Annotated in this window: 25 protein-coding genes; 9 read left to right on the forward strand and 16 right to left on the reverse strand. The window is 68.0% G+C overall.

Annotated features, from left to right (window positions below; all coding sequences use genetic code 11):
* Position 1: 1 nt before the first annotated feature.
* Entirely contained in the window at positions 2 to 433 is a 432-nt protein-coding gene (locus J2852_RS10740; protein ID WP_246499479.1) for a CBS domain-containing protein, read from the forward strand.
* Here J2852_RS10740 and J2852_RS10745 read toward each other — a convergent pair.
* Positions 408 to 995 (reverse strand): DUF533 domain-containing protein, encoded by a 588-nt coding sequence (locus J2852_RS10745; protein ID WP_209875111.1) that lies wholly within the window; start codon positions 993 to 995, stop codon positions 408 to 410. The genes J2852_RS10740 and J2852_RS10745 overlap by 26 nt on opposite strands.
* A gap of 110 nt (positions 996 to 1105) precedes the next feature.
* Between J2852_RS10745 and J2852_RS10750 the strand changes: the two genes are divergently transcribed.
* The gene (locus tag J2852_RS10750; protein WP_209875114.1) at positions 1106 to 2872 is read left to right on the forward strand and encodes an SLC13 family permease; all 1767 of its coding nucleotides are present in this window, start codon (positions 1106 to 1108) and stop codon (positions 2870 to 2872) included.
* A 135-nt stretch (positions 2873 to 3007) separates the two neighbouring features.
* On the opposite strand, the gene arr is transcribed toward J2852_RS10750, so the two are convergent.
* Positions 3008 to 3424, reverse strand: a complete 417-nt coding sequence (arr, locus tag J2852_RS10755) for an NAD(+)--rifampin ADP-ribosyltransferase (RefSeq protein ID WP_209875126.1) — start codon at positions 3422 to 3424, stop codon at positions 3008 to 3010.
* Positions 3425 to 3665: 241 nt separating this feature from the next.
* Between arr and J2852_RS10760 the strand changes: the two genes are divergently transcribed.
* Positions 3666 to 4001 carry a DMT family transporter gene (locus J2852_RS10760; RefSeq protein WP_209875129.1) on the forward strand — a complete coding sequence of 112 codons (336 nt, stop codon included), beginning with the start codon at positions 3666 to 3668 and terminating at the stop codon, positions 3999 to 4001.
* A 7-nt stretch (positions 4002 to 4008) separates the two neighbouring features.
* Here J2852_RS10760 and J2852_RS10765 read toward each other — a convergent pair whose 3' ends face one another.
* From J2852_RS10765 to J2852_RS10780, 4 genes are all read right to left on the reverse strand, one after another.
* Positions 4009 to 4485, reverse strand: coding sequence for a DUF2243 domain-containing protein (locus J2852_RS10765; RefSeq protein ID WP_209875132.1), 477 nt, complete (start codon positions 4483 to 4485; stop codon positions 4009 to 4011).
* A gap of 181 nt (positions 4486 to 4666) precedes the next feature.
* A complete protein-coding gene (locus J2852_RS10770) occupies positions 4667 to 4810 on the reverse strand; it encodes a hypothetical protein (protein WP_209875134.1) in 144 nt (47 codons plus the stop codon).
* Positions 4811 to 5021: 211 nt separating this feature from the next.
* Positions 5022 to 5363: a hypothetical protein gene (locus J2852_RS10775; RefSeq protein ID WP_209875137.1), complete on the reverse strand. Its 342-nt coding sequence runs from the start codon at positions 5361 to 5363 to the stop codon at positions 5022 to 5024.
* A gap of 149 nt (positions 5364 to 5512) precedes the next feature.
* Positions 5513 to 6976, reverse strand: a complete 1464-nt coding sequence (locus J2852_RS10780; RefSeq protein WP_246499481.1) for a ribonuclease J — start codon at positions 6974 to 6976, stop codon at positions 5513 to 5515.
* 539 nt (positions 6977 to 7515) lie between these two features.
* On the opposite strand from J2852_RS10780, the gene J2852_RS10785 reads away from it, so the two are divergent.
* Complete coding sequence (locus J2852_RS10785; protein WP_209875142.1) at positions 7516 to 8970, forward strand: aldehyde dehydrogenase family protein; 1455 nt, start codon at positions 7516 to 7518, stop codon at positions 8968 to 8970.
* Between the two features lie 77 nt (positions 8971 to 9047).
* Here J2852_RS10785 and J2852_RS10790 read toward each other — a convergent pair whose 3' ends face one another.
* From J2852_RS10790 to J2852_RS32010, 3 genes are all read right to left on the reverse strand, one after another.
* A complete protein-coding gene (locus J2852_RS10790) occupies positions 9048 to 10403 on the reverse strand; it encodes an HlyD family type I secretion periplasmic adaptor subunit (protein ID WP_209875145.1) in 1356 nt (451 codons plus the stop codon).
* Between the two features lie 22 nt (positions 10404 to 10425).
* Positions 10426 to 12177: a type I secretion system permease/ATPase gene (locus J2852_RS10795; RefSeq protein ID WP_209875148.1), complete on the reverse strand. Its 1752-nt coding sequence runs from the start codon at positions 12175 to 12177 to the stop codon at positions 10426 to 10428.
* A 98-nt stretch (positions 12178 to 12275) separates the two neighbouring features.
* Positions 12276 to 13433, reverse strand: a complete 1158-nt coding sequence (locus J2852_RS32010; protein ID WP_209875151.1) for a hypothetical protein — start codon at positions 13431 to 13433, stop codon at positions 12276 to 12278.
* Between the two features lie 556 nt (positions 13434 to 13989).
* On the opposite strand from J2852_RS32010, the gene J2852_RS10805 reads away from it, so the two are divergent.
* Positions 13990 to 14721: a hypothetical protein gene (locus J2852_RS10805; protein ID WP_209875153.1), complete on the forward strand. Its 732-nt coding sequence runs from the start codon at positions 13990 to 13992 to the stop codon at positions 14719 to 14721.
* A gap of 21 nt (positions 14722 to 14742) precedes the next feature.
* On the opposite strand, the gene J2852_RS32015 is transcribed toward J2852_RS10805, so the two are convergent.
* Positions 14743 to 15168: a response regulator gene (locus J2852_RS32015; protein WP_209875156.1), complete on the reverse strand. Its 426-nt coding sequence runs from the start codon at positions 15166 to 15168 to the stop codon at positions 14743 to 14745.
* Between the two features lie 362 nt (positions 15169 to 15530).
* Between J2852_RS32015 and J2852_RS10815 the strand changes: the two genes are divergently transcribed.
* The 3 genes from J2852_RS10815 (at position 15531) to J2852_RS10825 (ending at position 17489) form a co-directional block, all read left to right on the forward strand.
* Entirely contained in the window at positions 15531 to 15977 is a 447-nt protein-coding gene (locus tag J2852_RS10815) for a DUF4112 domain-containing protein (RefSeq protein ID WP_209875159.1), read from the forward strand.
* A gap of 490 nt (positions 15978 to 16467) precedes the next feature.
* Positions 16468 to 16866 (forward strand): hypothetical protein, encoded by a 399-nt coding sequence (locus tag J2852_RS10820; protein WP_209875162.1) that lies wholly within the window; start codon positions 16468 to 16470, stop codon positions 16864 to 16866.
* Between the two features lie 95 nt (positions 16867 to 16961).
* The gene (locus J2852_RS10825) at positions 16962 to 17489 is read left to right on the forward strand and encodes an RT0821/Lpp0805 family surface protein (RefSeq protein ID WP_343206718.1); all 528 of its coding nucleotides are present in this window, start codon (positions 16962 to 16964) and stop codon (positions 17487 to 17489) included.
* Between the two features lie 114 nt (positions 17490 to 17603).
* Here the strand turns inward: J2852_RS10825 and J2852_RS10830 are convergent, their stop codons facing one another.
* Both J2852_RS10830 and J2852_RS10835 read right to left on the reverse strand, forming a co-directional pair.
* Entirely contained in the window at positions 17604 to 18398 is a 795-nt protein-coding gene (locus J2852_RS10830; protein WP_211112186.1) for a DUF3108 domain-containing protein, read from the reverse strand.
* Positions 18395 to 18676, reverse strand: a complete 282-nt coding sequence (locus J2852_RS10835; protein ID WP_209875168.1) for a GNAT family N-acetyltransferase — start codon at positions 18674 to 18676, stop codon at positions 18395 to 18397. Before J2852_RS10835 ends, J2852_RS10830 begins: the two co-directional genes overlap by 4 nt.
* Positions 18677 to 18786: 110 nt before the next feature.
* Here J2852_RS10835 and J2852_RS10840 point away from each other — a divergent pair, with 110 nt between their 5' ends.
* Positions 18787 to 19620, forward strand: coding sequence for a uroporphyrinogen-III synthase (locus J2852_RS10840; protein WP_209875171.1), 834 nt, complete (start codon positions 18787 to 18789; stop codon positions 19618 to 19620).
* Here J2852_RS10840 and J2852_RS10845 read toward each other — a convergent pair whose 3' ends face one another.
* The 4 genes from J2852_RS10845 to uraD all read right to left on the reverse strand — a co-directional run bounded on the left by J2852_RS10845 (position 19621) and on the right by uraD (position 23469).
* Complete coding sequence (locus J2852_RS10845) at positions 19621 to 20073, reverse strand: RrF2 family transcriptional regulator (protein ID WP_209875174.1); 453 nt, start codon at positions 20071 to 20073, stop codon at positions 19621 to 19623. It lies immediately after the preceding gene.
* A gap of 457 nt (positions 20074 to 20530) precedes the next feature.
* On the reverse strand, positions 20531 to 21760 hold the full coding sequence (locus tag J2852_RS10850; protein ID WP_209875177.1) for a M20/M25/M40 family metallo-hydrolase: 1230 nt from the start codon (positions 21758 to 21760) through the stop codon (positions 20531 to 20533).
* Positions 21761 to 21763: 3 nt separating this feature from the next.
* Positions 21764 to 22990 (reverse strand): allantoate amidohydrolase, encoded by a 1227-nt coding sequence (locus J2852_RS10855; RefSeq protein ID WP_343206719.1) that lies wholly within the window; start codon positions 22988 to 22990, stop codon positions 21764 to 21766.
* Entirely contained in the window at positions 22987 to 23469 is a 483-nt protein-coding gene (gene uraD / locus J2852_RS10860) for a 2-oxo-4-hydroxy-4-carboxy-5-ureidoimidazoline decarboxylase (protein ID WP_209875180.1), read from the reverse strand. Before uraD ends, J2852_RS10855 begins: the two co-directional genes overlap by 4 nt.
* Positions 23470 to 23502: the final 33 nt, after the last annotated feature.

The raw sequence follows: 23502 nt of genomic DNA on the forward strand, positions 1-23502 counted from the left end.
GATGCTCGTGTCCGAAATCATGTCCAAGACGCTGGAATTCATCTCCCCCGACGCCACGGTGCAGGAGGCGGCGACCCTGCTGGGCGAGTTGGACGTCGGGGCCTTGCCGGTCGGCTCTCCCGAGGATTTGCAGGGCATCCTGACCGACCGCGACATCCTGTTCCGCGTCGTGGCGGAAGGGGCCGACAACGTCCGGACGCGCGTGCGGGACGTGATGTCCACGACCCTGTTCTCCTGCCGCGACACCGACACGCTGGCGACGGCCATGGACATCATGGGCTCCTACCATGTCCGCCGCCTGCCGGTCCTGGACGAGAGCGGGCGCGTCGTCGGCTGGGTCGCCTTGTCGGACATCTCGCGCCGGCTGCTGCTGGACTCCGGCGCGGTGCGCGACGCACTCGGCGAACTCAGCGCGTCGGGGCAGGAGGTCTGAGGCCGCGCTCCAGCCCCCGCATGCCGAAGCGGCGGTTCAGCCGGACCACGAGGTCGCCCGGCAGGTCGAGCCGATGCGCGAGGTAGCGCAGATAGGACCGGTTGACCGCCGCTTCCCTGCCCGACACGGCCAGATCCAGCACGGCCAGGGAGACGGCGTAGAAGCGCGCCGCCATGCGCGGCGTGTTCACCCGGCGAAGCAGGGTTTCCAGGCACGGCGGCTCCTCGATGATCCGCTTCAGGTCCCGCCGTTCGGCCTCGCCAATCTGGCTGGTGCGCAGCGCGGCCCGGATCCGCCCGTGCTCCCTCGGGTCGAGCCCACCGTCGGCGTGCGCGGCCGCGGCCATGGCGCGGATCAGCAGGTCGGCCTCCTCCGCCGCCACCGTGTGCAGGTCGGAGGTGGGCAGGTCCAGCAGCCAGTGCCGCTGCCGCAGATGGGCTTCCAGGATCTGCCGGGCCAGCGTGGCAAGCAGCACGGGCTGATGCCCAAGCCGCCGGCCGAGGCCGTTGTTCTCGGTCTGCTCGTTCCCTCCCGGGGAGGGAGTCTGGTCTTGCGTGGTCATAACCCGAAAACGGAAAGTCGAACGGGTTTGTTTCCGTCATGGCGGGAACACCGCCGGATGCCCGTGGTTACGCCCCAACCAACCTCCGCAATTCATGGGTACGGCACCGAATGACCACACCGCAGCTCCTGTCCTTCGCCCTGGTCGGCGGCGTGGTGATCCTGCTCGTGTGGAACCGGCTGCGCTACGACGTGGTGGCCGTGCTGGCGCTTCTGGCCGCCGTTGCCCTGGGGCTGGTGCCCGCCAAGGAGGCCTTTTCCGGCTTCGCCGACGACATTGTCATCATCGTCGCCTCGGCCCTGATCGTCAGCGCGGGCATCGCGCGGTCCGGCGTGATCGACGCGCTGGTGCGGCCGATGGCGTCCCGGCTCGACACGCCCGGTCGGCAGATCGCGTTTCTCGGCGGGGCGGTGGCCTTCATGTCGGCGCTGATGAAGAACATCGGCGCGCTCGCCATCTTCCTGCCCATCGCCATGCAGCTGGCCCGCCGCCACCGCACGGGCGTGCACAAGGTGCTGATGCCCATGGCCTTCGCCTCACTGATGGGCGGGCTGATGACGCTGGTCGGCACCTCGCCCAACATCATCGTGTCCCGTGTGCGGGCGGAGATGACCGGCGAGCCTTTCGCCATGTTCGACTATCTGCCGGTGGGGCTGGGGATCACGGTGGCCGGTCTGGCCTTCCTGGTGATCGGCTGGCGCCTGCTGCCGGAGGACCGCAGCGGCGCCCGCGCACCGGAGGAAACCTTCGCCGTCGAGAACTACGCCAGCGAGATGCTGCTTCCCGCCGCCTCGCCCTTCGTCGGGCGCACGGTGGGGGAGGTGGAGGCGCTGGCGGAAGGGGAGGCGGCGGTCATCGGCCTGATCCGCGAGCGGTTCCGCCGCTACGTGCCGGACGACCATTGGGTGCTGCTGGGCGGCGACATCCTCGTGCTGGAGGGCGACGCCCCGGCGCTCCAGCGCATCGTCCACGGCGCGGCGCTGGAACCGGTCGGCCTGCCGGGCGACCCCGGGGTAGGGGAGGCGCTGATCGTGGAGGCGGTGGTGACCCCCGACTCCCCCCTGGCCGGCCAGTCGGCGCGCCGCCTGAACCTGCGGCGGGAATTCGGGCTCAGCCTGCTGGCGGTCAGCCGGCGCGGCGCGCGCATGACCCAGCGCCTGCACCACATCCTGTTCCAGGAAGGCGACCTCCTGCTTCTTCAGGTGCCGACCGACCGTTACCCGGACGCGCTCGCCGACGCCAAGCTCATTCCGCTGGCCGAACGCCACCTCCAACTCGGCCGCCGCCGTCCCGCCTGGGTCCCGGTCGGCATCGTCGCGATCACCATGCTGGTCGTCGGCTTCAATCTGGCGCCGCTGGCCGTCACCTTCCTGGCGGCGGCGGCGGCGATGGTCGTCACCGGCGTCCTGACGGCCGACGAGGCCTACAACGCCGTGGAATGGCCGATCCTGGTCCTGCTGGCCGCCCTGATCCCGGTCAGCGGCACGCTGGAAAGCACCGGCGGTACCGACCTGATCGCCGGACTGCTGGCCCAGGCGTCGGGCAATCTGCCGCCCTTTGCCAACGTCACGCTGATCATGGCCGCCGCGATGGCCGTGACGCCCTTCCTCAACAACGCCGCGACCGTGCTGGTGATGGCCCCGATCGGGGCGAGCCTCGCCAACCAGCTGGGCCTCAACCCCGATCCGTTCCTGATGGCGGTGGCGGTCGGGGCGGGCAGCGATTTCCTGACGCCCATCGGCCACCAGTGCAACACGCTGGTGATGGCGCCGGGCGGTTACCGTTTCGGCGACTACCCCCGGCTGGGCGGGCCGCTGTCGCTGCTGATCCTGGTGCTGGGAACTTGGCTGATCGTCATGGTCTGGCCGCTTCGCTGAGCGCGGATATCATACGGCCGGCGCATGAATAGTTCATGATCGGCCGGCCGTATGACCCTCTCGCACATGGCCGTGCCATGTGCTGCCGGGTTTGAGCCGAAGGCGTTTGATGGAAGCCATCAAACGCCTTCGGGATCAGTCCTCAATGGCCTCGATACCAAGTCGGTTCAGTCGCTCAAGATTGTCCTTCATGGCTTTGAGTTCCTCGGGGGAGTGGCCCTGCCAATCCGTGACCTCTCCCGTGACACGAAGTGGATTGCGGGAGCGATAGGATTTGGTCGGATTGCCCGGAAACTTCTTATCCGTCAGATTGGGGTCGTCTTCGATCGGGCCGGTCGGCTCCACCACATAGATTCTGCCGGGTCCTTCGCCGAGAGCCAGCTCGGCCCCCCAGGTGGCCGCATCCAACGTGGCCGTCAGATAGACGTAGGCCGCCTTCTTCCTCTTGCCGTAGTTGGAGTTATAGCCGGGCGCGATCAGGTCTCCCCGCTTCAGGTCGGCCTTCGTGCCATGGTAGAACACCTGCAACGTCGAACCGTCGATGGCTGCCATCCGCTCGCCCCCATGCCGTTCGGCCAAGCTGCCGCAAGATGCGATTCTCCATTTGTAAATCCCGGCAATGGGGGATGCATCTTGAAAGATTGATGGCCGGGGTGCGGACGATGCCAATTAGTCGCATAAGGCGTCTTATGGAAAAGAGGAAACCGTCCTTCGCAGGGTTGCGTCGGCGTGGGAACACCTTACATCGCGCGGGGTTTCACCTTCGCGACAGGCAGACCGCATGAGAGCCTTCATGGATACCCCGATGGACTCCGTAGCCGAAGCCCGGCGCAAGGCCGGTTTGGAGATTCAGACGCTGGCCGAGGATTTCGAGCGGAGCGACGAAGCCGCCTTCCGCCGCACGCGGATTGTCTGCTGGGTCGTGGTGGCGGTCGTTACACTGGTTCTGCTGGTGCTTCTGGTGGCCGGTGGCGACTGGCGCTATCTGGGGGCTTTCTGGCTGTTCATCGTCGGCTTTACCTGGGCGGGCTACTGGGTCTCCTCCCGCCGCCAGCGCGAACAGACCAGCCGCCTGCGCGCGCTCGCCGTCCGCTGGTTGAGCGACGAGCCGCCTCCCGTTCATCAATAAAAGCCGTTCATAAGCGGCGGCGCGGGCGGACGCTCCATCCCACGCCGATCAGCACCACTCCGGACGCCAGGAAGCCAAGGTCCCACAGCAGTTCGTTCGGGCTACCCGTGCGGACATGGTGAATGCCCAGGATCTGGTGGTTGACCAACCCTTCAATCAGGTTGAACGCTCCCGCGCCGATCAGAATGCCCCCGACGAAGGTCCGCGCCCAATGAAGCGCGCCGAACTCGCCGCGCGCTCGCCACAGCACCCAAAGCCCGATCACCAGGAACAGCCAGCAGGCGACATGGAAAAGTCCGTCGGCGAAGGTGTTCAGGGTGATGTCGTCCCGCACCGCCGGATCCGGGACGGAGGTCAGCATGTGGTGCCATTGCAGCACCTGATGCAGCATGATTCCGTCGAAGAACCCGCCGAGCGACAGGCCGAGCCAGACGCCCGCCCAGGTCAGCCGTCCTGAGGGCGGAAGGTCGGGATTCGGGCTCATGTCACCGGCCTTTCGCAAAGAAATCAGGCCGGCCGCAATGAACGGCCGGCCCGAGGTTGAACGAGGTTTCTGGTCCGGGAGAATGTTCCATGACAGACAAGCAGCCCCGTCTCAGGGACTGACCGGACAACACCCGTCCTCGCCCTCCATGTCATCGTCTCGCACGCCTTATGCCGATCGGTCAGCGCCGCCGGCCGGTGTAGAAGCCCGCGACGGTGCAGCACAGCGCCGCCACCACGACACGGGTCGGCGTCGGATCGTAGGCGACCACCACCACCAGCAGGGCCAAGGCCCCGAACATCATCGCCACGCCCGCAACCCGCATCGCCGCCCCTGCCCTTTTGTCCCTCGCCCCCTCGGCGGAACAGCGGTGGGCGGTACCCGCTCCGTACTCTTTGCGACGTACCCAATACGGGGCGTTGCCGCTCTTTCGGTCCTTCAAACCGCCAGCCGGCACCCAATCAACGCTGGTCCAGTCACCGCTGGTGTTTCCGCGAAAAGGAAAGGCGGGGCTCAATGGCCGATCAGCAGGCCGATCAGCGATCCCCCTTCCGGCCCCTGGAGAGGGAGCGTTCACGCCGCCTGCGGAAGCGGTCGACGCGTTCGATGACCTCGCCCAATTCCGCGGCCTCCTCGACCTCGCCGAGGTGCAGGAGCACGCGGATGTAGGTGTCGATCAGGCCGAGGACGGCCTCCTCGTCGGTGATGCCGTGCGCCGGGCGGCCCAGGGCGTCCACGATCAGGGTCCCGCTGTCGGCGAGCGCCTCGGCCACCTCGTTGATGGCGGCCTCAAGCGCCTCGTCGTCGCCCTCCGGCGCTTCCAGCACCGGATCGAGCATGTCGGGAAAGGAAAGCCGGTCGGCGGGATATCCAGCCATGGGCTACGCTCCGGAAATCAAATGGCAGGCTGTGCCCGCCCCGGTCATTATAACCGGGTCGGGCGGCCTTTTGCATGGGGACGGATCGGTACGATCCCCCCTTAAAGGATCCTACGTTCGAATGGGATGTCCGGTTCCTGAACCGTCCGCTAGGCCGCCATGCGTTCCTGGACATCCTCTTCCGCCTCTTCGGCGTCAAGGCCTGTCCACGGGATCAACTCCCGCCCGTTGTTGGCGAGGCGGAGCGGCTCGATCCGGCCGACCACCGAGGCACCGTCGCGGGACAGGCGGATGATGTCGCCGTCCTCCGGAACCACCGCGCGCTCCACGCCGCAGGCGCGGGCGAGGCGGGCGTGGGCCTCCAGATGCTCCAGCGTGCCGTGCACCGGCACGGCGAAGCGCGGACGGATCAGGTCGTACATGCGGATCAGGTCGTCCCGCTTCGGGTGGCCGGAGACGTGGACCGGCGCGTCGGCCGGTGTCACCACCTCGACCCCCTTGGCCTTCAGATGGTTCTGCACGTCGGCCAGAACCTCCTCGTTGCCGGGGATGGCGCGGGCCGAGAAGATGACCGTGTCGCCGCCCTCCAGCCACAGGTCGCGGTGGCCGTCGCGGGCCAGACGGCTCAGCGCCGCGCGCTCCTCGCCCTGGCTGCCGGTGCACAGGAACACGAGGTTCCGGCGCGGGGTCCAGGACGCTTCCTGCACGCTCATGAACTCCGGCAGGTCGCCCAGATAGCCGCTGTCGCGCGCCGCCTTCTCCATGCGCAGCATGGACCGGCCGACCAGCACGACCTTGCGGTCGTTGGCGGCGGCGGCCTCGACGACCGCCTTCATGCGCGCCACGTTGGACGCGAAGCCGGTCACCGCGATGGCTCCCTTGCGGCCTGCGAAGGCCTGCATCAGGCCGGCGCGGGCGTCCGCCTCCGACCCGGTGGAGCCGTCCACGTTGGCGTTGGTGCTGTCGCACAGCATCGCCAGCACGCCCTGGTCGCCCAGGCGCTTCAGCGCGGCGATGTCGGCGGTCTCGCCGACCAGCGGGTTGGGATCGAACTTCCAGTCGCCGGTGTGCAGCACCGTGCCCGCCGGGGTGTGGATCGCCAGGGAGACCGGCTCGGGGATCGAGTGGGTCATGGCGATGGACTGCACCTTGAACGGGCCGACCGGGAAGGACGCGCCGACCTCGAACACGCGGATCCGGGCCTCGCGCAGCGTGCCCTTTTCCTTGAAGCGGTCACGGATGACGTGCGCGGCGAAGGGGGTGGCGTAGATCGGGCACTTCAGGCGCGGCCACAGATGGTGGATGGCACCGATGTGATCCTCGTGGGCGTGGGTCACGACCAGCCCGACCACGTCCTCCATCCGCTCCTCGATGAAGGTCGGATCGGCCATCAGGCTGTCGATGCCCGGCGCCTCGTCGCCCATGAAGGCGACGCCGGCGTCCACGATCAGCCATTTTCCGGCATGACCGTAGAGCGCCATGTTCATGCCGATCCGCGAACAGCCGCCCAGCGGAAGGAACAGGATTTCATCATTGCCCGGCACGGGTCCCCGAACCTTACGGGGGGCGGTCGGGCGGTTCTGCTTCGGGCGGAATCCGCCCTTCGACGCCATGCGGCGCCGCTTCGGTTCAAAAGGCATACTACCTACAGTTCAGTCATAGACTGCCGGCATTCAACGCTGCCGGACGGGCGTGCATCGTTCGTCGATGCGCATGGGGTGGACCTCCCCGGTCTGCCGGCGGCGCCAGGACATTGGGGAGATGTCGAGGCAGCCACCCGGCGTCCGGCCGGGGAGGAGGGCGGGCGCACCCGACATGACCAGCATGAGGGCGCCGCAACCGTGAATTCTGGGGTTGAAAGACAATGATGCGGAAAGGGATTTACGTTGCTCGCCGAAGAACGGCTCAACAACCGCATCGCCGGGAAGTGTGTCGCCGATCCCCCGCGGGTTCACCGGCAGTGGGCCTTATATGACCTTTCCACCGATTCTTTCAAGGGTTCAACAAACGGAGGGCGCCGGGCCGGGGCGGTTCCTTCGTCATGGCTGCCCTGCTCGCGGTTGGCTCCCGGTTGATCGACCGTCCACCGCAAGGCAAGATGCCGCCCCTCCCCCACCCGCATGAACACCCACCGCACGAACACGAGGCACCGATGCCGAACAGCCTGAAATTCTACATCGACGGCTCCTGGGTCGATCCGGTGGTCGATCCGGCGACCGCCCCGGCGGGCGGCGCGACTCTCGACGTGATCGATCCGGCGACGGAGGAACCCTTCGCTACCATTGCGATGGGCACGTCGGCCGACGTCGACCGGGCGGTCGCCGCCGCCCGCACCGCCTTTCCGGCCTTCGCCGCGACGTCGCGCGAGGAGCGGCTCGCCCTGATGCGACGCCTGCTGGACTGCTACAAGGCGCGCTACGACGAGTTCGCGGACGTCCTGTCGCGCGAGATGGGCGCGCCGAAGACGCTGGCCCACCGCTCGCAGGCTGCGATGGGAACCGCCCATCTCTCCAAGATGATCGAAACGCTGGAAGGGTTCGCGTTCGAGGAGTTGCGCGGCTCGACCCTGATCAGCAAGGAGCCGATCGGCGTCGTCGGCATGATCACGCCGTGGAACTGGCCGATCAACCAGATCATGTGCAAGGTCGCCCCGGCCCTCGCCGCCGGCTGCACCATGGTTCTGAAGCCGAGCGAGATCGCCCCGCTCAACGCCATTCTCTTCGCCGAGGTCATGCATGAGGCCGGGGTGCCGAAGGGCGTGTTCAACCTCGTCAACGGCGACGGCCCGACGGTGGGCGAGGCCATCGCCCGCCATCCCGAGGTCGATATGGTGTCCTTCACCGGATCGACGCGGGCCGGCATCCTCGTCGCCAAGGCGGCGGTCGACACGGTCAAGCGCGTGCACCAGGAACTGGGCGGCAAGTCCGCCAACATCATCCTGGACGATGCCGACCTCAACCGCGCCGTGAAGCTGGGCGTCGAAGGCTGCATGAGCAACAGCGGCCAGTCCTGCAACGCGCCGACCCGGATGTTCGTGCCGGCGGCGCTCCACGAGCAGGCGGTGGCGGTCGCCAGGACCACGGCCGAACGGCTGAAGGTCGGCGCGCCGTCCGAATCCGACACCCGGCTCGGCCCGGTCGTCAGTCAGGTCCAGTACGACAAGATCCAGCGTCTGATCGAAACCGGCATCGCGGAGGGCGCCGACCTTGTGACCGGCGGTCCCGGCCGTCCCGAAGGGCTGAACCGCGGCTATTATGTCCGGCCGACGGTCTTCGCCAACGTCACAGACGACATGACCATCGCGCGTGAGGAAATCTTCGGCCCGGTGCTGGCGATCCTCCCCTACGGCAGCGAGGAGGAGGCGATCCGGCGCGCCAACGACACGCCCTATGGCCTCGCCTCCTACGTCCAGTCCGGCTCGCTTGAGCGTGCCCGCAAGGTGGCGGCGCAGATGCGCAGCGGGAACGTCTACATCAATTATCCGGCCTGGGACGCCGGCGCGCCGTTCGGCGGCTACAAGCAGTCCGGCAACGGGCGCGAATACGCCGATTTCGGCCTGGAAGAGTTCCTGGAGATCAAGGGAACCGTCGGCTACGCGCCGGCCTGATCCGGTACGGAAGGTGAGTAAGGGGGAGGTGGGGCCGCTCAGACCGTCACCTCCTTCAAAGCTTGCCCGAAAACGCCCTAACGCTCGCGGAAGGCGCGGCGGAAGCTGTCGAGAACGGGGGTGAGCGCGTAGAGCGCCACGGTGGTCTCGCCCGTCCGGATCATCACTTCCGCCGGCATGCCGGGCAGCGGCACCAGACCGTCGAGCTTGCCCAGATCCTCCTCCTGCAACCGGATGTAGCCGGAATAATAGCCCTGCCCCGTCACCTTGTCGGTCAGCCGGTCGGCCGAAACGTAGGAGACGGTACCGCCCACCGGGTCGGTCGGGTGTCCACGCGCCGGCAGCAACCGCACCTCGGCCGGCAGCCCGACATGGACGGCGTCCACATCCTCGGGGCGAAGCTGCACGCGCACGGTTAGCCGATCCTCCTCGGGCACGAGGTCGAGCAGAGGCTCCCCGGCGCCGATCACCCCGCCCGGCGTGTGGATGCGCAGGTCGGTGACCACGCCCGCCTCCGGCGCCTTGACCTCGGTGCGGGTCAGCGTGTCGGTGGCCGCCTGGATGCGTTCGGTCAGGTCGTGGATTTGCTGCTGCGTCTCGCGCAACTGCTCGGCCACGCCGTTCAGATGGTCGTTCTGCACATCGAGAATCGCCGTTTCCGCCTCCGCGATCACCCGCTGCGAGCGGGCGACCCCGGCGATGGCTTCGCCGCGCTGGCCTTCCAGTTCGGCCTTCAGCCGCTCCAGGCCGAGGATGCGCGTGCGCCGCTCCAGCCCCTTGTCCACCAGCGGCTGGACGGCGGCGATCTCCTCCTTCGCCAGTTCGATGCGGCGGTCGATGCTCACCTGTTCGGCGTTCAGGCCCCGGATCTCGGCGTGGGTCTGCTCGATGCGCTGGCGGTACTGCGTGGTCTTGGATTCCAGCAGCGAGCGGCGTGTCTGGAAGATCCGCCACTGCCCCTCCAGAATGCGGGCCACGACCGGCCCCGTCACGGGATCATCGCGCCGCACGCCCAGCGCCTCCGGCACGATGATGGAAGCATCGCCGGCCTGCTCGGCCAGCAGCCGCGCCTCGCGGGCGAGCGCGTCCCACAGTTGGCCCTGGAGCGCCGACAGCGTCGTCCGCGCCCGCGTGTCCTCCAGCCGGACCAGCGTCTGGCCGGGCGTCACCGCCTCGCCGTCGTGGACCATGATGGCGGAGACGATGCCGCCTTCGAAATGCTGGACGGTTTTGCGCTTGCTCTCCGGCTCGACCACGCCGGGCGCGAGCGCCGCGCTGGCCAGCGGTGCGTAGGCCGACCAGACGCCGAGGCCGACCACGAACACCCCGACCAGCAGGGAACCGGCGACGGCCGCCCGGCGCACGCGCGGCAACGGAGTCGTGGAGATCGGCGGCAGATCCGGATCCGGCCGGTGATCGATGATCAGAGTCATGGAGCCCCTATCAACTCTGGTGTCAGCTCTGGCGCCGCTGGGCGGCTGCGTTCTGGGCGGCGTTGTGCGCGGCGGCCGGCGTGGCCGCGGACGCGGTCGCCTGGGCGGAATTGAGCCGCGCGATCAGCTCGTTGCGCTGGCCGTAGACCTCCATCACGCCGTCGCGCAGCGCCATGATGCGGTCGGCGATGCCCAGGATGCTCGGCCGGTGGGTCACCACGACCACCGTGGTGCCGTCCTCGCGCATCTGGCGGATGGCGTCCAGCAACGCCTCTTCGCCCGCCGTGTCGAGGCTGGAGTTCGGCTCGTCCAGCACGACCAGCTTCGGCCCGCCGTACATGGCGCGGGCAAGGCCCAACCTCTGCCGTTGCCCGCCGGACAGCCGAACGCCGCCGTCACCGATCTCCGTGTCGTAGCCCTGGGGCAGGCGCAGGATGGTTTCGTGCAGCCCGGCCAGCTTCGCCACCCGGATCAACTCGCGCGGGTCGGTCTCGTCGGGCCGGCGCAGGCGGGCGATGTTGTCGCGCACGGTGCCGGTGAACAGCTCGATGTCCTGCGGCAGATAGCCGAGATAGCAGGATCCGCCGGAATCGAGCCAACTCGCGATGTCGGCACCGTCCATCCGCACGGCCCCGGCGCCGGGCACCCAGGCTCCGGCGATCAGACGGGCGAGCGTCGATTTCCCGGCACCCGACGGCCCGACGATCACCAGCACCTGCCCCGCCGACAGGCGGAAGGACACGTTGCGAAGCGTCAGCCGGGTGCTGCCCGGCGGGACGAAGGAAAGCTGCTCGACCTCCAGGTCCCCGACCGGTTCGGGCAGCGCGATGCTTCCCCGGCGCGCCGGAAAGCGCGCCAGCCCCTCGCGCAGGCGGCGGTAGGCGGCGCGCGCCGTCACCAGCGACTTCCAGGTGCCGATGGCGTTCTCCACCGGGGCGAGCGCCCGGCTCAACAGGAAGGACGAGGCGAAGATCGTGCCCGCCGTGGCGTTCTGATGGATGGCCAGCCACGCCGCCGCCCCCATGATGATCGCCTGGATGCCGGTGCGGGCGAAGCGTGACAGCGCGAAGATGATCGTCTGCCGGCGCCCCGCACGCTCCAGGGCGTCTTGCGCCGCGCGGCCGTCCAGGCGCCAGCGGCGGATGACCCCGTCCTCCATGCCCAGCGCGCGGACGACCTCGGCGTTGCGCAGGCTGGCGCCGGTGCGCTCGGCCACCGCCATCTCGGCGGCGGCGGCCCGTTGCAGGGCGCCCCGCGTGGCCATCTCGTTCAGCAACGCCAGCCCGAACAGGATCACGGCGCCGGCCACGCCGATCATGCCCAGCAGAGGATTCAGGACGAACAGCGCCAGCAGGAAGATCGGCGTCCATGGCGCGTCGAGCAGCGGAATCACCCCTCCCCCGCCGAGAAAGCCGCGCAGCGTCGCCAAGTCCTGGAGCCCCTGCCCGCTCAGCGTGTTCCCGTGCAGCGCCTGCCGCAGCCCGTTTTCCAGAACCGCCGGCCCGGTGCGGTCCTGAAGCCAGTCGGCCATGCCCGACAGCATCTGCCGGCGCAGCCCCTCCAGCGCGCTCAGCACCGCCAGGGCGGCGACCACGATCAGCGCCAGAAGGATCAACGTGTCGGTGCTGCGGCTGGGCAGCACGCGGTTGTAGAGTTGCAGCATATAGAGCGGGGAAGCGAGCGCCAACGCATTCACGCCGAAGCTGAAGGCTGTGACGATGACGAAGGCGCTGCGGCAGGACGCGAGCGCCTGTTGGATCACGGTGTCCTTCATCCGATGCCCTTATGCCGGGTTGCCGCGGGAAAGCTCGGCGGGAGAAACCGGCGAAGGGCGGGCCGAACGATGCCGGCCCGCCCCTCCCGTCATCTGCCTCAGTGGCCGGCGCTGAAGTCGTCGGCGAGGTGGAATGCCTGCGGTGCTGTGGCACCGCCGCTTCCGTCTGTGGTCGTCGTGCCGGTCGAACCCGACGTGCCCGTGCCGCCCGTGCCGGTGCCGCCGGTGCCGGTGTCCGTGCCACCGGTTCCGGTCGAACCGGTCGTGCCGGTGCCGCCAGTCCCCGTTCCGCCCGTACCCGTACCACCGGTGTCGGTCGTGCCGCCGGTTCCACCCGTGCCGCCTGTACCGCCGGTCGTCCCATCCGTCCCGCCGGCCACCGTGCTGCCGAGCGGATGAAGCACGCCGAAGGCCACGACGTCGGACAGCAGGCCGCCGGTGCCGCCGGTGTCCGTCCCGGTTTCCTCGACCGCGATGGCGCGCTGGTCCAACGACAGCAGCGCGTTCAAGAGTGCCTGTGCGTCGGACCCGCTGTCGTTCAAGGAGATCGTCGTCGAGAAATGCACAGTGCCGTTCTCGTCGGCAACGCCCTGGTTCGACGAGCCGGTCCCGCCGGTGGATCCATCCGTTCCCGTGGACCCACCAGTGCCGGTTCCGCCCGTTCCGGTACCACCAGTACCGCCTGTGCCACCAGTGCCGCCCGTGCCCCCGGTACCGCCGGTCCCGCCGGTTCCAGTACCGCCCGTCCCGCCGGTTCCGGTGTCACTCGCGAAATTTTCAAGATTGATGACGATGCCGCCGAGCGCGTCTTGAAGGGTGGACAGATCGACGGTGCTTGAACTTCCGCTGCCGGTCCCGCCAGTCCCGCCGGTGCCCGTGGATCCATCCGTTCCCGTGGATCCGCCGGTGCCGGTACCGCCTGTTCCGGTGCCACCAGTACCGCCTGTGCCACCGGTACCACCCGTTCCGCCCGTGCCCCCGGTACCGCCCGTTCCACCGGTTCCGGTACCACCTGTACCGCCGGTTCCGGTTAACAGACCGACGAGGTCGGTGTCGTAATCCGTCCCAGGCGTCAGCCCGGTTACCACCATATCCACCGTGAGCTGATCGGCGGACTGCGTGACAATGGCAATGCCCGTGTTGGCGGATTCGTTCGAGGTGCCTGTTCCGCCGGTTCCTCCCGTACCGCCCGTCCCTCCTGTGCCGCCCGTGCCCGTTGCTGATTGCAAAGTAGCAACGTAAATCTGGTCTGGCATTCCAGGCCTCCTGACATGATTTTGGAGAGTTTGAACGAAAGGCAGCACCTCGACGGCATTTTCGTTCACCGGGCGCCGCCGTGGATCAAACAGGCCACATTCTTGGTCGTTGTTGGTTCCACAAGGCATAATCCAAGCTGGAAAAGCCGATTATTTTCCGCATTCGCGCGGTCAATATTTCCTTTCCTCTGATTCGATGCCGGCGGCGGATACGCACTTCGACAAGGGGGCAAGCGCGCAGGAGGCATACGTCATCCGGTTCTCCCGCCGTCGGCGGAGGTTTGAAAGCGCCGTTTTGCTAGTCATCCCGCCTTTCCGCTTTCCGGTTCGGAAGGCATACGTCGTCCGCGTCAATAAATATGGATAGAAACACAAGAAAATGGGAATATCAGCCTCTCAATTCCCCGATACGCCACGGCCTTCTCCAGCATTATAGCTCGAAGTGATAGGGGTAATCTGAAGAATTAACTTATGGAATCTGTTCCGGAGAGCAATGACCGGGAATGCACGCGCGTTCTTCCTGTTGCCGTCGCGTGGACAATTCAGGAGGAGCATTATGGCTGACCAAATCTACGTTGCCCCGATTGCGGCAGAGAACGATTCCGGGGTTAAGGGCATAGCGGTGCTCACGCTGAGCAATGACTCATTGCAAGTCGATGTCGCGGCCACCGGGCTGGAGCCCGGTCAACAGCACCCGATGCACATCCACGGCTTTTCCGACGGCACGCCGTCCGACCCCACGGCGGCGAGCGACACCGACGGCGACGGCTTCCTCGAAACACCGGAAGGCGTGCTGGCCATCGGCCCGATCCTGCTGCCGCTCGTCCAGCAGGGAGGAACCGGGACCGACAACAGCGATGGCGGAAACGGCGGCAGCAACAACGGCGGAACGGGCGACAATTTCGTAGTGGCCGATGAAAACGGCACCGTGCGTTTCTCGGAAACCTTCACGAACAGCGATGCTTTCGTCGCGCAGCTTCTGAGCGGCAGCGCTACCCTGGAAGACCGCGCGGTCGAGATACACGGCCTGACCGTGGACGGCAACGCGGGCGCCGGCACGCCGGGCGAGGTGGATGGAACCGCCGGCTACAAGCCCTTGCTGCCGGTCGGTGGTGGGGTCATTCAGCCTTTGTCCGAAGTGACGCTCGCCTCGTTGATCGGAGGAAACGCTTCCGGAACCGTAGAGACCGGCTCCGGCGACCAGACAGGCTCCGGCGTCGGGGGCGATACGAACGCCACCGGCCCAACCTCCGACGCGTCGGACGATTTCTCGGCAGGCACCGCCTGATGCAAGCCGCTGCCGCACCGCTCAGGCGGCGAGCGGCGGCCGGTCGAACAGAATGAGCGCGGCCGGCGGAAAGGAGGGGCGATGCCCCGCAAGCACCTCCTCCGCCGCCGCGACCGCCTGCTCCAGCGCCTCCGGCAGGAACGGCTTGACCAGACAGCCGAGCGCGATTCCGCGCGCCTCCTCCCCCCGATGATCGTAACCGGTGACCAGGAGGGCCGGCACGCCGTGCTGCTCCTTCAACGCGCGAACGAGGCTCAACCCGTTCTCGCCGCCGGCCAGATGGTAGTCCACCAGCGCCAGATCCGGGCGAAGCGAACCCCGCTCGACCACACGCAACGCCTTGGCGGCCGTCCGCACCGGCCCGATGACGCTGTGCCCATACTGGCGCAGGACGACCTTCATCGACGGTCCGATCAACGGATCGTCCTCGACGATCAGAAGTTTCAACGGGTTCCCTTTCCCCGAAATCCCATGTTGATCCTTTCCGATCGCAACAGCCGAGACCGCGTTAAATTCCACCCCCCGCACGCACAGCGAGCAGGCCGGTCATGATCGGCGGGCATGGGTCGGCGCTCATGCAAACGGCACGTCACGAAAGCCAAATCTTGAGTATTGGCACGCCGCACCCACCGACGGGAAATGGCGCGCCGAAATAAAAACGAAATCCCTCCTCTTGTATGGGAAAGCCTCACCCCCATCTGTTCGTCGTTGGCTCCGGGCCCCTCTGGCGGTCCATTGGTTGCGGACCGTGATGTCGGAGCCCTTCACCTGCGGGGACGGACAAGCCGTCCCACATCTGGAGGGTTCGTATGACCGAAGCGTCTTTTTCTTCCCGCTACGCCCGCTATTCCCGACCGAAAGCCCCGCTCTACACCGCCGCCGAGCGGTATGAAGCGCATGAGCGGTTGGAATGGCTCGCCTGGGCGATGGACAACGCCGTGCGCGTGCCCGGCACGAACATCCGGCTCGGCGCCGACGCGCTGCTCGGCCTGGTGCCGGGCGTCGGTAACATCGTGACCACAGCCGTGTCGGGCTACCTGATCCGCGAGGCCTGGAGGCTCGGCGTGCCGCGCCGGACCATCGCGCGGATGGTCGGCAACGTGGCGCTGGACAGCGTCGTCAGCGCGGTGCCGGTGGTCGGCAACGTCGCGGACGTGTTCTGGAAGGCCAACCGCAAGAACATGGAAATCCTGAACCAGCATCTCGGCCGCAGCAGCCCGTCGGTCATCGACGGCGAATGGCGGCGGATGCCCTGACGGGGTTTCAAAGACGGATTTTCGAACCGTCAGACAACCGCAACACTGGCGTCGGGCATCCGTTGGAACCAGTCCTGCCATCCCTTCGCGATGCCCGACCCCGCCGCCCCAATATCCCGCCCTACACGGCCTCGTCCTCAATGGCCTCGCCTGGAGCCGCGACAAGGCCGCCACTGAGCCTCCGGGATAATTCCCGGCGCAAAAGTGGCAACGCCGTTGCCGAGCCTCAAACTGTAACACGGCATCCGTATAGTGCGGCCACCCAAGGAACAGCCGTGATCAAGGTGATGAATTTCCCGCACAGTTCGGCCCGGCCGCTGCATTGCACCTGCTGCGGTCGTCCTTTCGCCCGCACCTCGCGCCGGGGGCCGGCGCCGCTTTACTGCTCCTTCGACTGCCGCGCGCAGATGCGGGTGCGGGCGCGCGCGTGGAACGGTCGTGCGGCCAAGGTACCGTCTCATCCCCCGGCCCCGAGACTGGAGCAATCGCCGTGATCAAGCTGGTTGTCCACGACGGTCGCCACGCCGCTGGGCTGCGCCTGGACGGCTTCGGCCACCCGCGCGAGGTCGTCGGCGCGTTACGCCGCCTGCCCCACGCCGGCAGCGCGTCGGTTCTCCTGGAGAGCTTCGCCCTGCGGTGCCTGGAGGGTGGCATCGACTTCGAAGCCACCGATCCGATGACCGCCTGCCCGGTCTGCACCAACCTCGTCGAGGTCGAGGTGTATGCGGAGCCCGGCCTGCCGGTCGCCCTCTTCGCCCGCCTCTACGGCCGGGACGACGACGGCCTCCTGTCCCGCCGCCACCACGGCACCCTCGATGCGGTCGCCCATCAGATCGAGCGGGGTCCGATCGAGAAAGGCGGCATCGACGGTCTTACCCGCGCGGCCTAGCCCCCTACCCCTTGCGATGTCGCCGATTTGACCCAACCTCAGGCTCGGCCGTGATGGTGGGATGCGGCCTTCATCGCAAAATGGGAGCTGCCAACGTGTCTCGGGTTCGTCTTGCATCGGTTCTGTGCCTGGGCCTGACCCTTGTTTCCGCGCCGGTGATGGCGCAGTCCGGCTACGGCTACGGTGTGCCCCAGAACAACAATACGACGCTGGGAATCGACAACGACCTGCTGGGCAAACTCGGCGGCGCCGCGGCCGGTGCCCTGATCGGTTCACAGATCGGCAAGGGCACCGGCAACCTGCTGGCCATCGGTGCCGGCGGCCTGCTCGGCTATTTTGCGGGCGGCTATCTGATGGACCAGCTGAGCCCCGGTTCGCGCGACGCCGTGCAGTCGGCGGAGAACCGCGCGCTGAACGCGCCGGTCGGGCAGACCATCCGCTGGAACAGCCCCGATTCCTCCAACACGAGCGGCACCATCACCCCCATCCGCGCCGGCCGTGACCAGTACGGGCGCGAATGCAAGGAATTCCAGCACACCGTGACCATCGACGGCCGCCAGGAAGTCGCCAACGGCACGGCCTGCCGCGACGACGCCGGCCAGTGGAAGATCGTCTCCAACTAAAGCGAATTTCTATTCGCTTTAGATTCATATGGCCTCATGTGCCGGCCGGGCTTCGGCCGCACGCGCGGCCGGGACCGCCGTCGCGGTCCAAAGCGGATCGAAATCCGCTTTAACTCACGGCCTTTCCCTGACCGCGACGACCTGGACAAGGACGGTGCCGCTGTCCATCGCGACCTCCACGGTCGCCGGAACGGCCCGTCCTCCTGGCCCCGCCGGGGCGAACCAGACGGTCGCCGTCCGGTCCGTGTCGCGGGCGAAGAACTTCGACGGGTCGCGGTCGGTCTGGAATCCCGCCACCGGGTGAAGCGTGACCGAACAGACCTCCGCCATTCCCGACGCCAGCCGGTAGCGCGACGGCGGCAATTCCTCCCGTCCGCGCGGTGTCATGATCACATCATAGCGCCGCCGCCCGTCGTAGACCGGATAGGTCCCGGTGCAGGCCTGCCCCGGTCGTGCCGCCGCCAGGATCACAGCGGCCCCGACGCTCAACGGATCGGCGCTGCCCCGGCGGCTTTCGACCGGCACCCGCGCCGCCTTCTCCGGGCTCATGGGCGGTTCGGCCCGCACCTCGATCCCCTCGGCGGTGTAGCGCAGGGCCATGACGTCCAACTTGCGGCGCAGCCGCCGCTCTCCCCGGAATTGCTCCGGCTTCAAGGCTCCCGTCCCGATGACGCCCGACGCCTCCGCGCCGTAGCGGAAGTTCGTGAACAGGCCGAGCCACGAGCTGGCCTCGGCCAGCAGCCGCGCGTCGTAGCGGTTCCCCTCGACCGTGATCGCAACGGTCCCATGGCCGAGCGCCAACCCGCCGCCGTAGGCATCGAAATCCAGCTCCAGCACGGCGGCACCGGCCACCCCCGGCAGCATGGCCAGCCACGCCAGACCGGCCGCCAGCCGGCGGGCCCTGATCATGTCCCGGCGACCAGATCCCGATAATCCGGGTGCCGCTCGATGTAAGCCGCGATGAAGGGGCAGAGCGGCACCACCGCCATGCCCTTGGCGCGGGCATCCTCCAGCGCGCCGCGCGCCAGGGCGGACCCGATGCCCTTTCCGGCCATGCTCTCCGGCACCTCGGTGTGGGTGAAGACCCGTCGGCCGTCCTCCATCCGATAATCCGCGAAGGCGGTCGCCCCATCGACGACCAGCTCATAGCGGCCGAGCGCCGCGTTGTCCTTCACCTCACCGCTCATCCCAACCCCTTGCTTCCGTTGTTCCACCACAACGGGGAAGAGGACGCTGACGTTCCGGCGGCAGCCCTGTTAAGCTGACCGCCGACATCCACGATCCGGAGACGCCGATCATGGCAGAACGCGCGGGGACAGGCGATCTGGCCGGCCGACGCATCCTGGTCCCCGAAAGCCGCGAACTGGACCTGTTCTCCCGCATGCTGGAAGGGCATGGGGCGGAAACCCTGCGCTGCCCGATGGTCAGCATGGAGGACGTGGACGACCCCGCACCCGTGGAGGCGTGGCTGCGTCGCCTGATCGACGGCCGCTTCGACGACCTGATTCTGCTGACCGGCGAGGGGCTGCGCCGCCTCACCGCGCTCGCCAGGAATCTCGGCATCGACGCCGCGATGGTGGAGGCGCTGGGCCGTCTGCGCACCATCACGCGCGGCCCGAAGCCGGTCCGGGCGCTGCGCGAACTCGGCCTGTCGCCTTTCCTCACCGCCCCCGCCCCCACCACGGACGGCGTGATCGAGGCGCTAAAGACGCTCGACCTCACCGGGCGGACGGTCGGCGTGCAGCTTTACCCCGACAACCCGAACGAGCCGCTCCTGAACGCCATCACCGCCGCCGGAGCCACCGCCGACGCGGTGGTGCCCTACCGCTACGCCAACGACGCCGAGACCGGCCGGGTCGAAGCGGCGATCCGCGAGATGGCCGCCGGGCGGATCGACTTCGTGGCCTTCACCAGTTCCCCCCAGGTCCGCCGCCTGCGCGACGTCGCCCGCGACCATGGTTTGGAGGCGGAATTCCAAGCCGGCCTTGCCCGCACGCGCATCGCCGCCGTGGGGCCGGTCGTCGCCGAAGCCGTGGAGGCGGTCGGCGGTCGCGTCGAGATATCACCGGAAAGCGTCTTCCACATGAAGCCGCTGGTTAATGCCATCCGCGAGCGGCTACACGCGGAATAGTCAAATATCGAAGTGCGCGGCCGCCTCGCCCACCGCGATCCGGTGGCGGAGCGCATCCGTCAGCGTGCGGTTGTCCAGAACCTCGGCGATCGCGTCGCGCGCCTGGATCATCAGCCAACGGGTGGAGCAGGTCGCCGGATCCGCGCAGTCCTCGCAAGGCCGGTAGGCGAAGCGGCTGGCGCAGGGGATTGGAGCGAGATGGCCGTCGATCAGGCGGATGACCTCGCCGAAGGTGATGTCCGAGGCCGGGCGGGCCAGCCGGTAGCCGCCGCTCTTGCCGCGCTTGGCAAACAGCAGGCCGTGCTTGCGCAGTTCCACCAGAATGGCTTCCAGGAACTTGCGCGGGATGTTCTCGCGCTCGGCGATGTCGGCGATCAGCACAAGCTCGTCGTCCGTCCGCTCCGCCAGCATGATCAGCGCACGCAGCGCGTATTTGGCTTTCTGGGTCAGCATGATCGCACCCTGGCTCGTTCCGGCGACGGTTCACCGTGAAAAGACACCGGATGCGGAGAAATGCAAGCCCTTAACTACAGAAACGCGGAAGAAAGCCTTCTCCCGTAATGGGAAAGCCCTTTCCACCCCCCCCATGTTCTTGTTTGGTTTCGGCGTTTCCGTTAAGATGGCGCCATCAACACCCGAAATTCGTCCATAAACCGATGCAACAAATCCCGCGCGGCTGTTGCATGATGCTGCACGCCATGCGCGTGCGGTATGCCTCGCCAGTTTGTTTGTGCACACATCGTTGTGCATCGACTGCACAATGGATGCTTACGAACAAATCGGCGAAAGCCACTGATAAGGAACAGTAATCAGCGATTTTTTCCCATTGTGCAGATTCCCGATTCTCCGAAATCTGCACAACGGCGCACAACGGAGGCCATGCAACAACCGCATGGCCTCGTAGCCTCCATCAACCGGCCTTGAGCAGGTCGAACAGCGACAGCGCCACGACCTCAGTCGCCTTGAACAGGTCGGACAGGGGCAGCCGCTCGTCGGCGCGGTGGGCGTTGGCCTCCTCGATGGTGTGCGGACCGGCGCCGAACAGGACGATGGGCACGCCCGCATCCGCGTAATGGCGAGCGTCTGTGTAGAGCGGCACGCCCTTCGACCCGACCGGCTCGCCCATGACACGGCTGGCGTGGCCGCAGAGAATCTCCGCCAGCCGGTCGGTGCCGGGCAGCGGGGTCAGCGGCCGGGCCAGCAGGATGCGGCGCACCTCCACCCGCGCCCGCGGGACGGCCTGGACGGCCTCGGCGATCAGGGCGCGCAGGCCCGCCTCGACGGTTTCCGGATTCTCCTCCGGGATCATGCGGCGGTCGAGCCGCAGCGTGACGCGGTCCGGCACCACGTTGGTGTTGATGCCGCCCTTGATGAGGCCGACGGTCAACTGCGGCGACCCAATGCCCGGCGTTGCCGACACGGTGCCGCCGAAGCCCTTGCGGTGCTCGTACAGCGCGTTCAGCACGGCGGTCGCCGCTTCCAGCGCGTCGATGCCGGTCATCGGCAGGGCGGCGTGGGCGGACTTGCCGGTGACCTCCACCTCCAGGTGCAGGCAGCCGTTGTGGGCGGTGACGACGGCGTAGCTGAAACCGGCGGCAATGGCGAAGTCGGGCTTGGTCAGCCCTTCGTCCAGCAGCCACTTCGGCCCGATTTCGCCGCCGGCCTCCTCGTCGTAGGTCAGGTGCAGTTCGACGGTGCCCCGGTCCAGCCCGGCCTTTTCCAGCGCCAGCAGCGCGTAGGCGTAGGAGGCGAAGTCCGACTTCGACACGGCGACGCCGCGCCCGTACATCCAGCCGTCCACCACCTCGGCGCCGTACGGGTCGCGGGTCCAGCCCTCGCCGGGCGGCACCACGTCGCCGTGGGCGTTCAGCGCCACCACCGGGCCATCACCGAAACGGCGGCGGACGATCAGGTTGGTTGCCGTGACCATGCCGTTGGCCCGCACAAGCTCGGTCGGCACAGGGTGGCGCTCGACGGTCAGGCCCATGGCCTCCAGCAATTCGGCGGCGCGCTTCGCGTGGGGGGCGCAGTCGCCGGCCGGGTTGTCGGAGGGCACCTTGACCAGCTCGGCCAGGAAGCGGACCTGCTCGTCACGGGCCGTGCCCAGATAGTCGCGGATGGCCTGTTGCGCGTCGGTCATGAGTCAGGGAGCCCCGTGTTCGAAATGGCGGATGAGGTCGAGAAGGACGCGCACCGCCAGATCGGCGTCCTCCACGGTGATGGACTCGGCCGGGTTGTGGCTGATGCCCCCCCGGCAACGGACGAACAGCATGCCCATGGGCAGCACGCCGGCAAAGGCCATGGCGTCGTGTCCGGCCCCGCTCGGCAGGTGATGCGGCCGGATCCCGGCCCGCCGCACGGCGGCTTCGATCTGCCGGATGATCTTGGGGGAACAGGGGGCCGCGTCCGCTTGGTGCCCCGGCTTGATGGCGAGCGTCACGCCGCGCCGCTTCGCGATGGCCTCCAATTCCGCATGGATTGCCGCGCATGCCGTCCGCCGCACGGCGTCGACCGGCGCCCGGATGTCCAATGTGAACAGAACCTCACCGGGGATGACGTTGACGGCACCGGGCTTCGCGTCCAGCCGGCCCACGGTCGCCACCAGATCCGGCGTCCCCGCGCCCACCCGCTCCACCGCCAGCACCATCTCGGACGCCGCCGCCAGGGCGTCACGGCGCAGCGCCATCGGCACAGTCCCCGCGTGACCCGCCATCCCGCCGACCCGAACCGAGAATCGCGAGGCCCCGTTGATCCCCGTGACGATGCCAAGCGGAAGCCCTTCCGCCTCCAGAACCGGCCCCTGCTCGATGTGAACCTCGATGAAGGCCAGGGTGTCCATCCGCGCCGCCGACGCGACCGCGTCCGGATCACCGCCGAAGTCCCGCAGCGCGTCCTGCAGCGCCACGCCGTCGCGGTCCCGCGCATCCAGCGCCGCCGGGTCGAACCGCCCGGCCACGGCGCGGCTGCCGGTCAGGGTAACGGGAAAGCGCACGCCCTCCTCGTCGCCGAAGCCCAGCACCTCGATGGCAAAGGGCAACCGCTCGCCGCGCCGGTTCAGCTCCCCCACCGCCGCGACGGCGGCCAGCACACCCAGGTTGCCATCATACTTGCCGGCGTTGCGCACCGTGTCGATGTGGGAGCCGAGCAGCAGGGCCGGCGCGCCCGGCGCGGCCCCCTCGCACCGCCCGACCACCGTCCCCACGGGGTCGAGCGTTGCCGTCATTCCGGCCTCGCGCATCCAGGCCATCAGCTGGTCGGCGGCGGCCCGGTGCTGCGGCGTCAGGAACAGCCGGGTCAGCGCCCCCTCCTCCTCGGAGAAGGCGGCGAACCGCTCCAGCCGCTCCATCAGCGCCGCGCCGAACACCGTCACGGCAGCATGTCCTTCAGGCGCAGCCACGCGATCCGCTCCACCTGGGCCAGGGCGGTGGCGAACTCCTCCTCCGGGCCGTTGTGGACGCGCGCCTCGAAGGCCTCCAGGATCTCGGCCCGGCTGCGGCCCTTGACCGCCATGATGAAGGGGAAGCCGAATCGCGCCTTGTACGCGTCGTTCAGGTCTGTGAAGCGCGCGAACTCCTCCGGCGTACAGCGGTCCAACCCGGCGCTCGCCTGCTCCAGGCTGGAATCGGCGGTCAGCTCACCGCGCACCGCCAGCTTGCCGGCAAGGTCCGGGTGCGCGTTCAGCAGGGCCAACTGCTTCTCCCGAGGTGCGGCGCGCAGCACCGCCACCATGGCGGCATGCAGCCCCTCGGCGGTGTCCGGGATGGGGCCGGCGTCCCATGCGCCCTCGGCGATCCAGGGCGAATGTTCGAACACGCCGCCGAAGCGGGTCAGAAAGGCCGCGCGGTCCATTTGGCTTGGTCGGGCTTCCCCAGAGTGGCGGAG

It is taken from the genome of Azospirillum soli (assembly GCF_017876165.1).
GTDB lineage: Bacteria > Pseudomonadota > Alphaproteobacteria > Azospirillales > Azospirillaceae > Azospirillum > Azospirillum soli.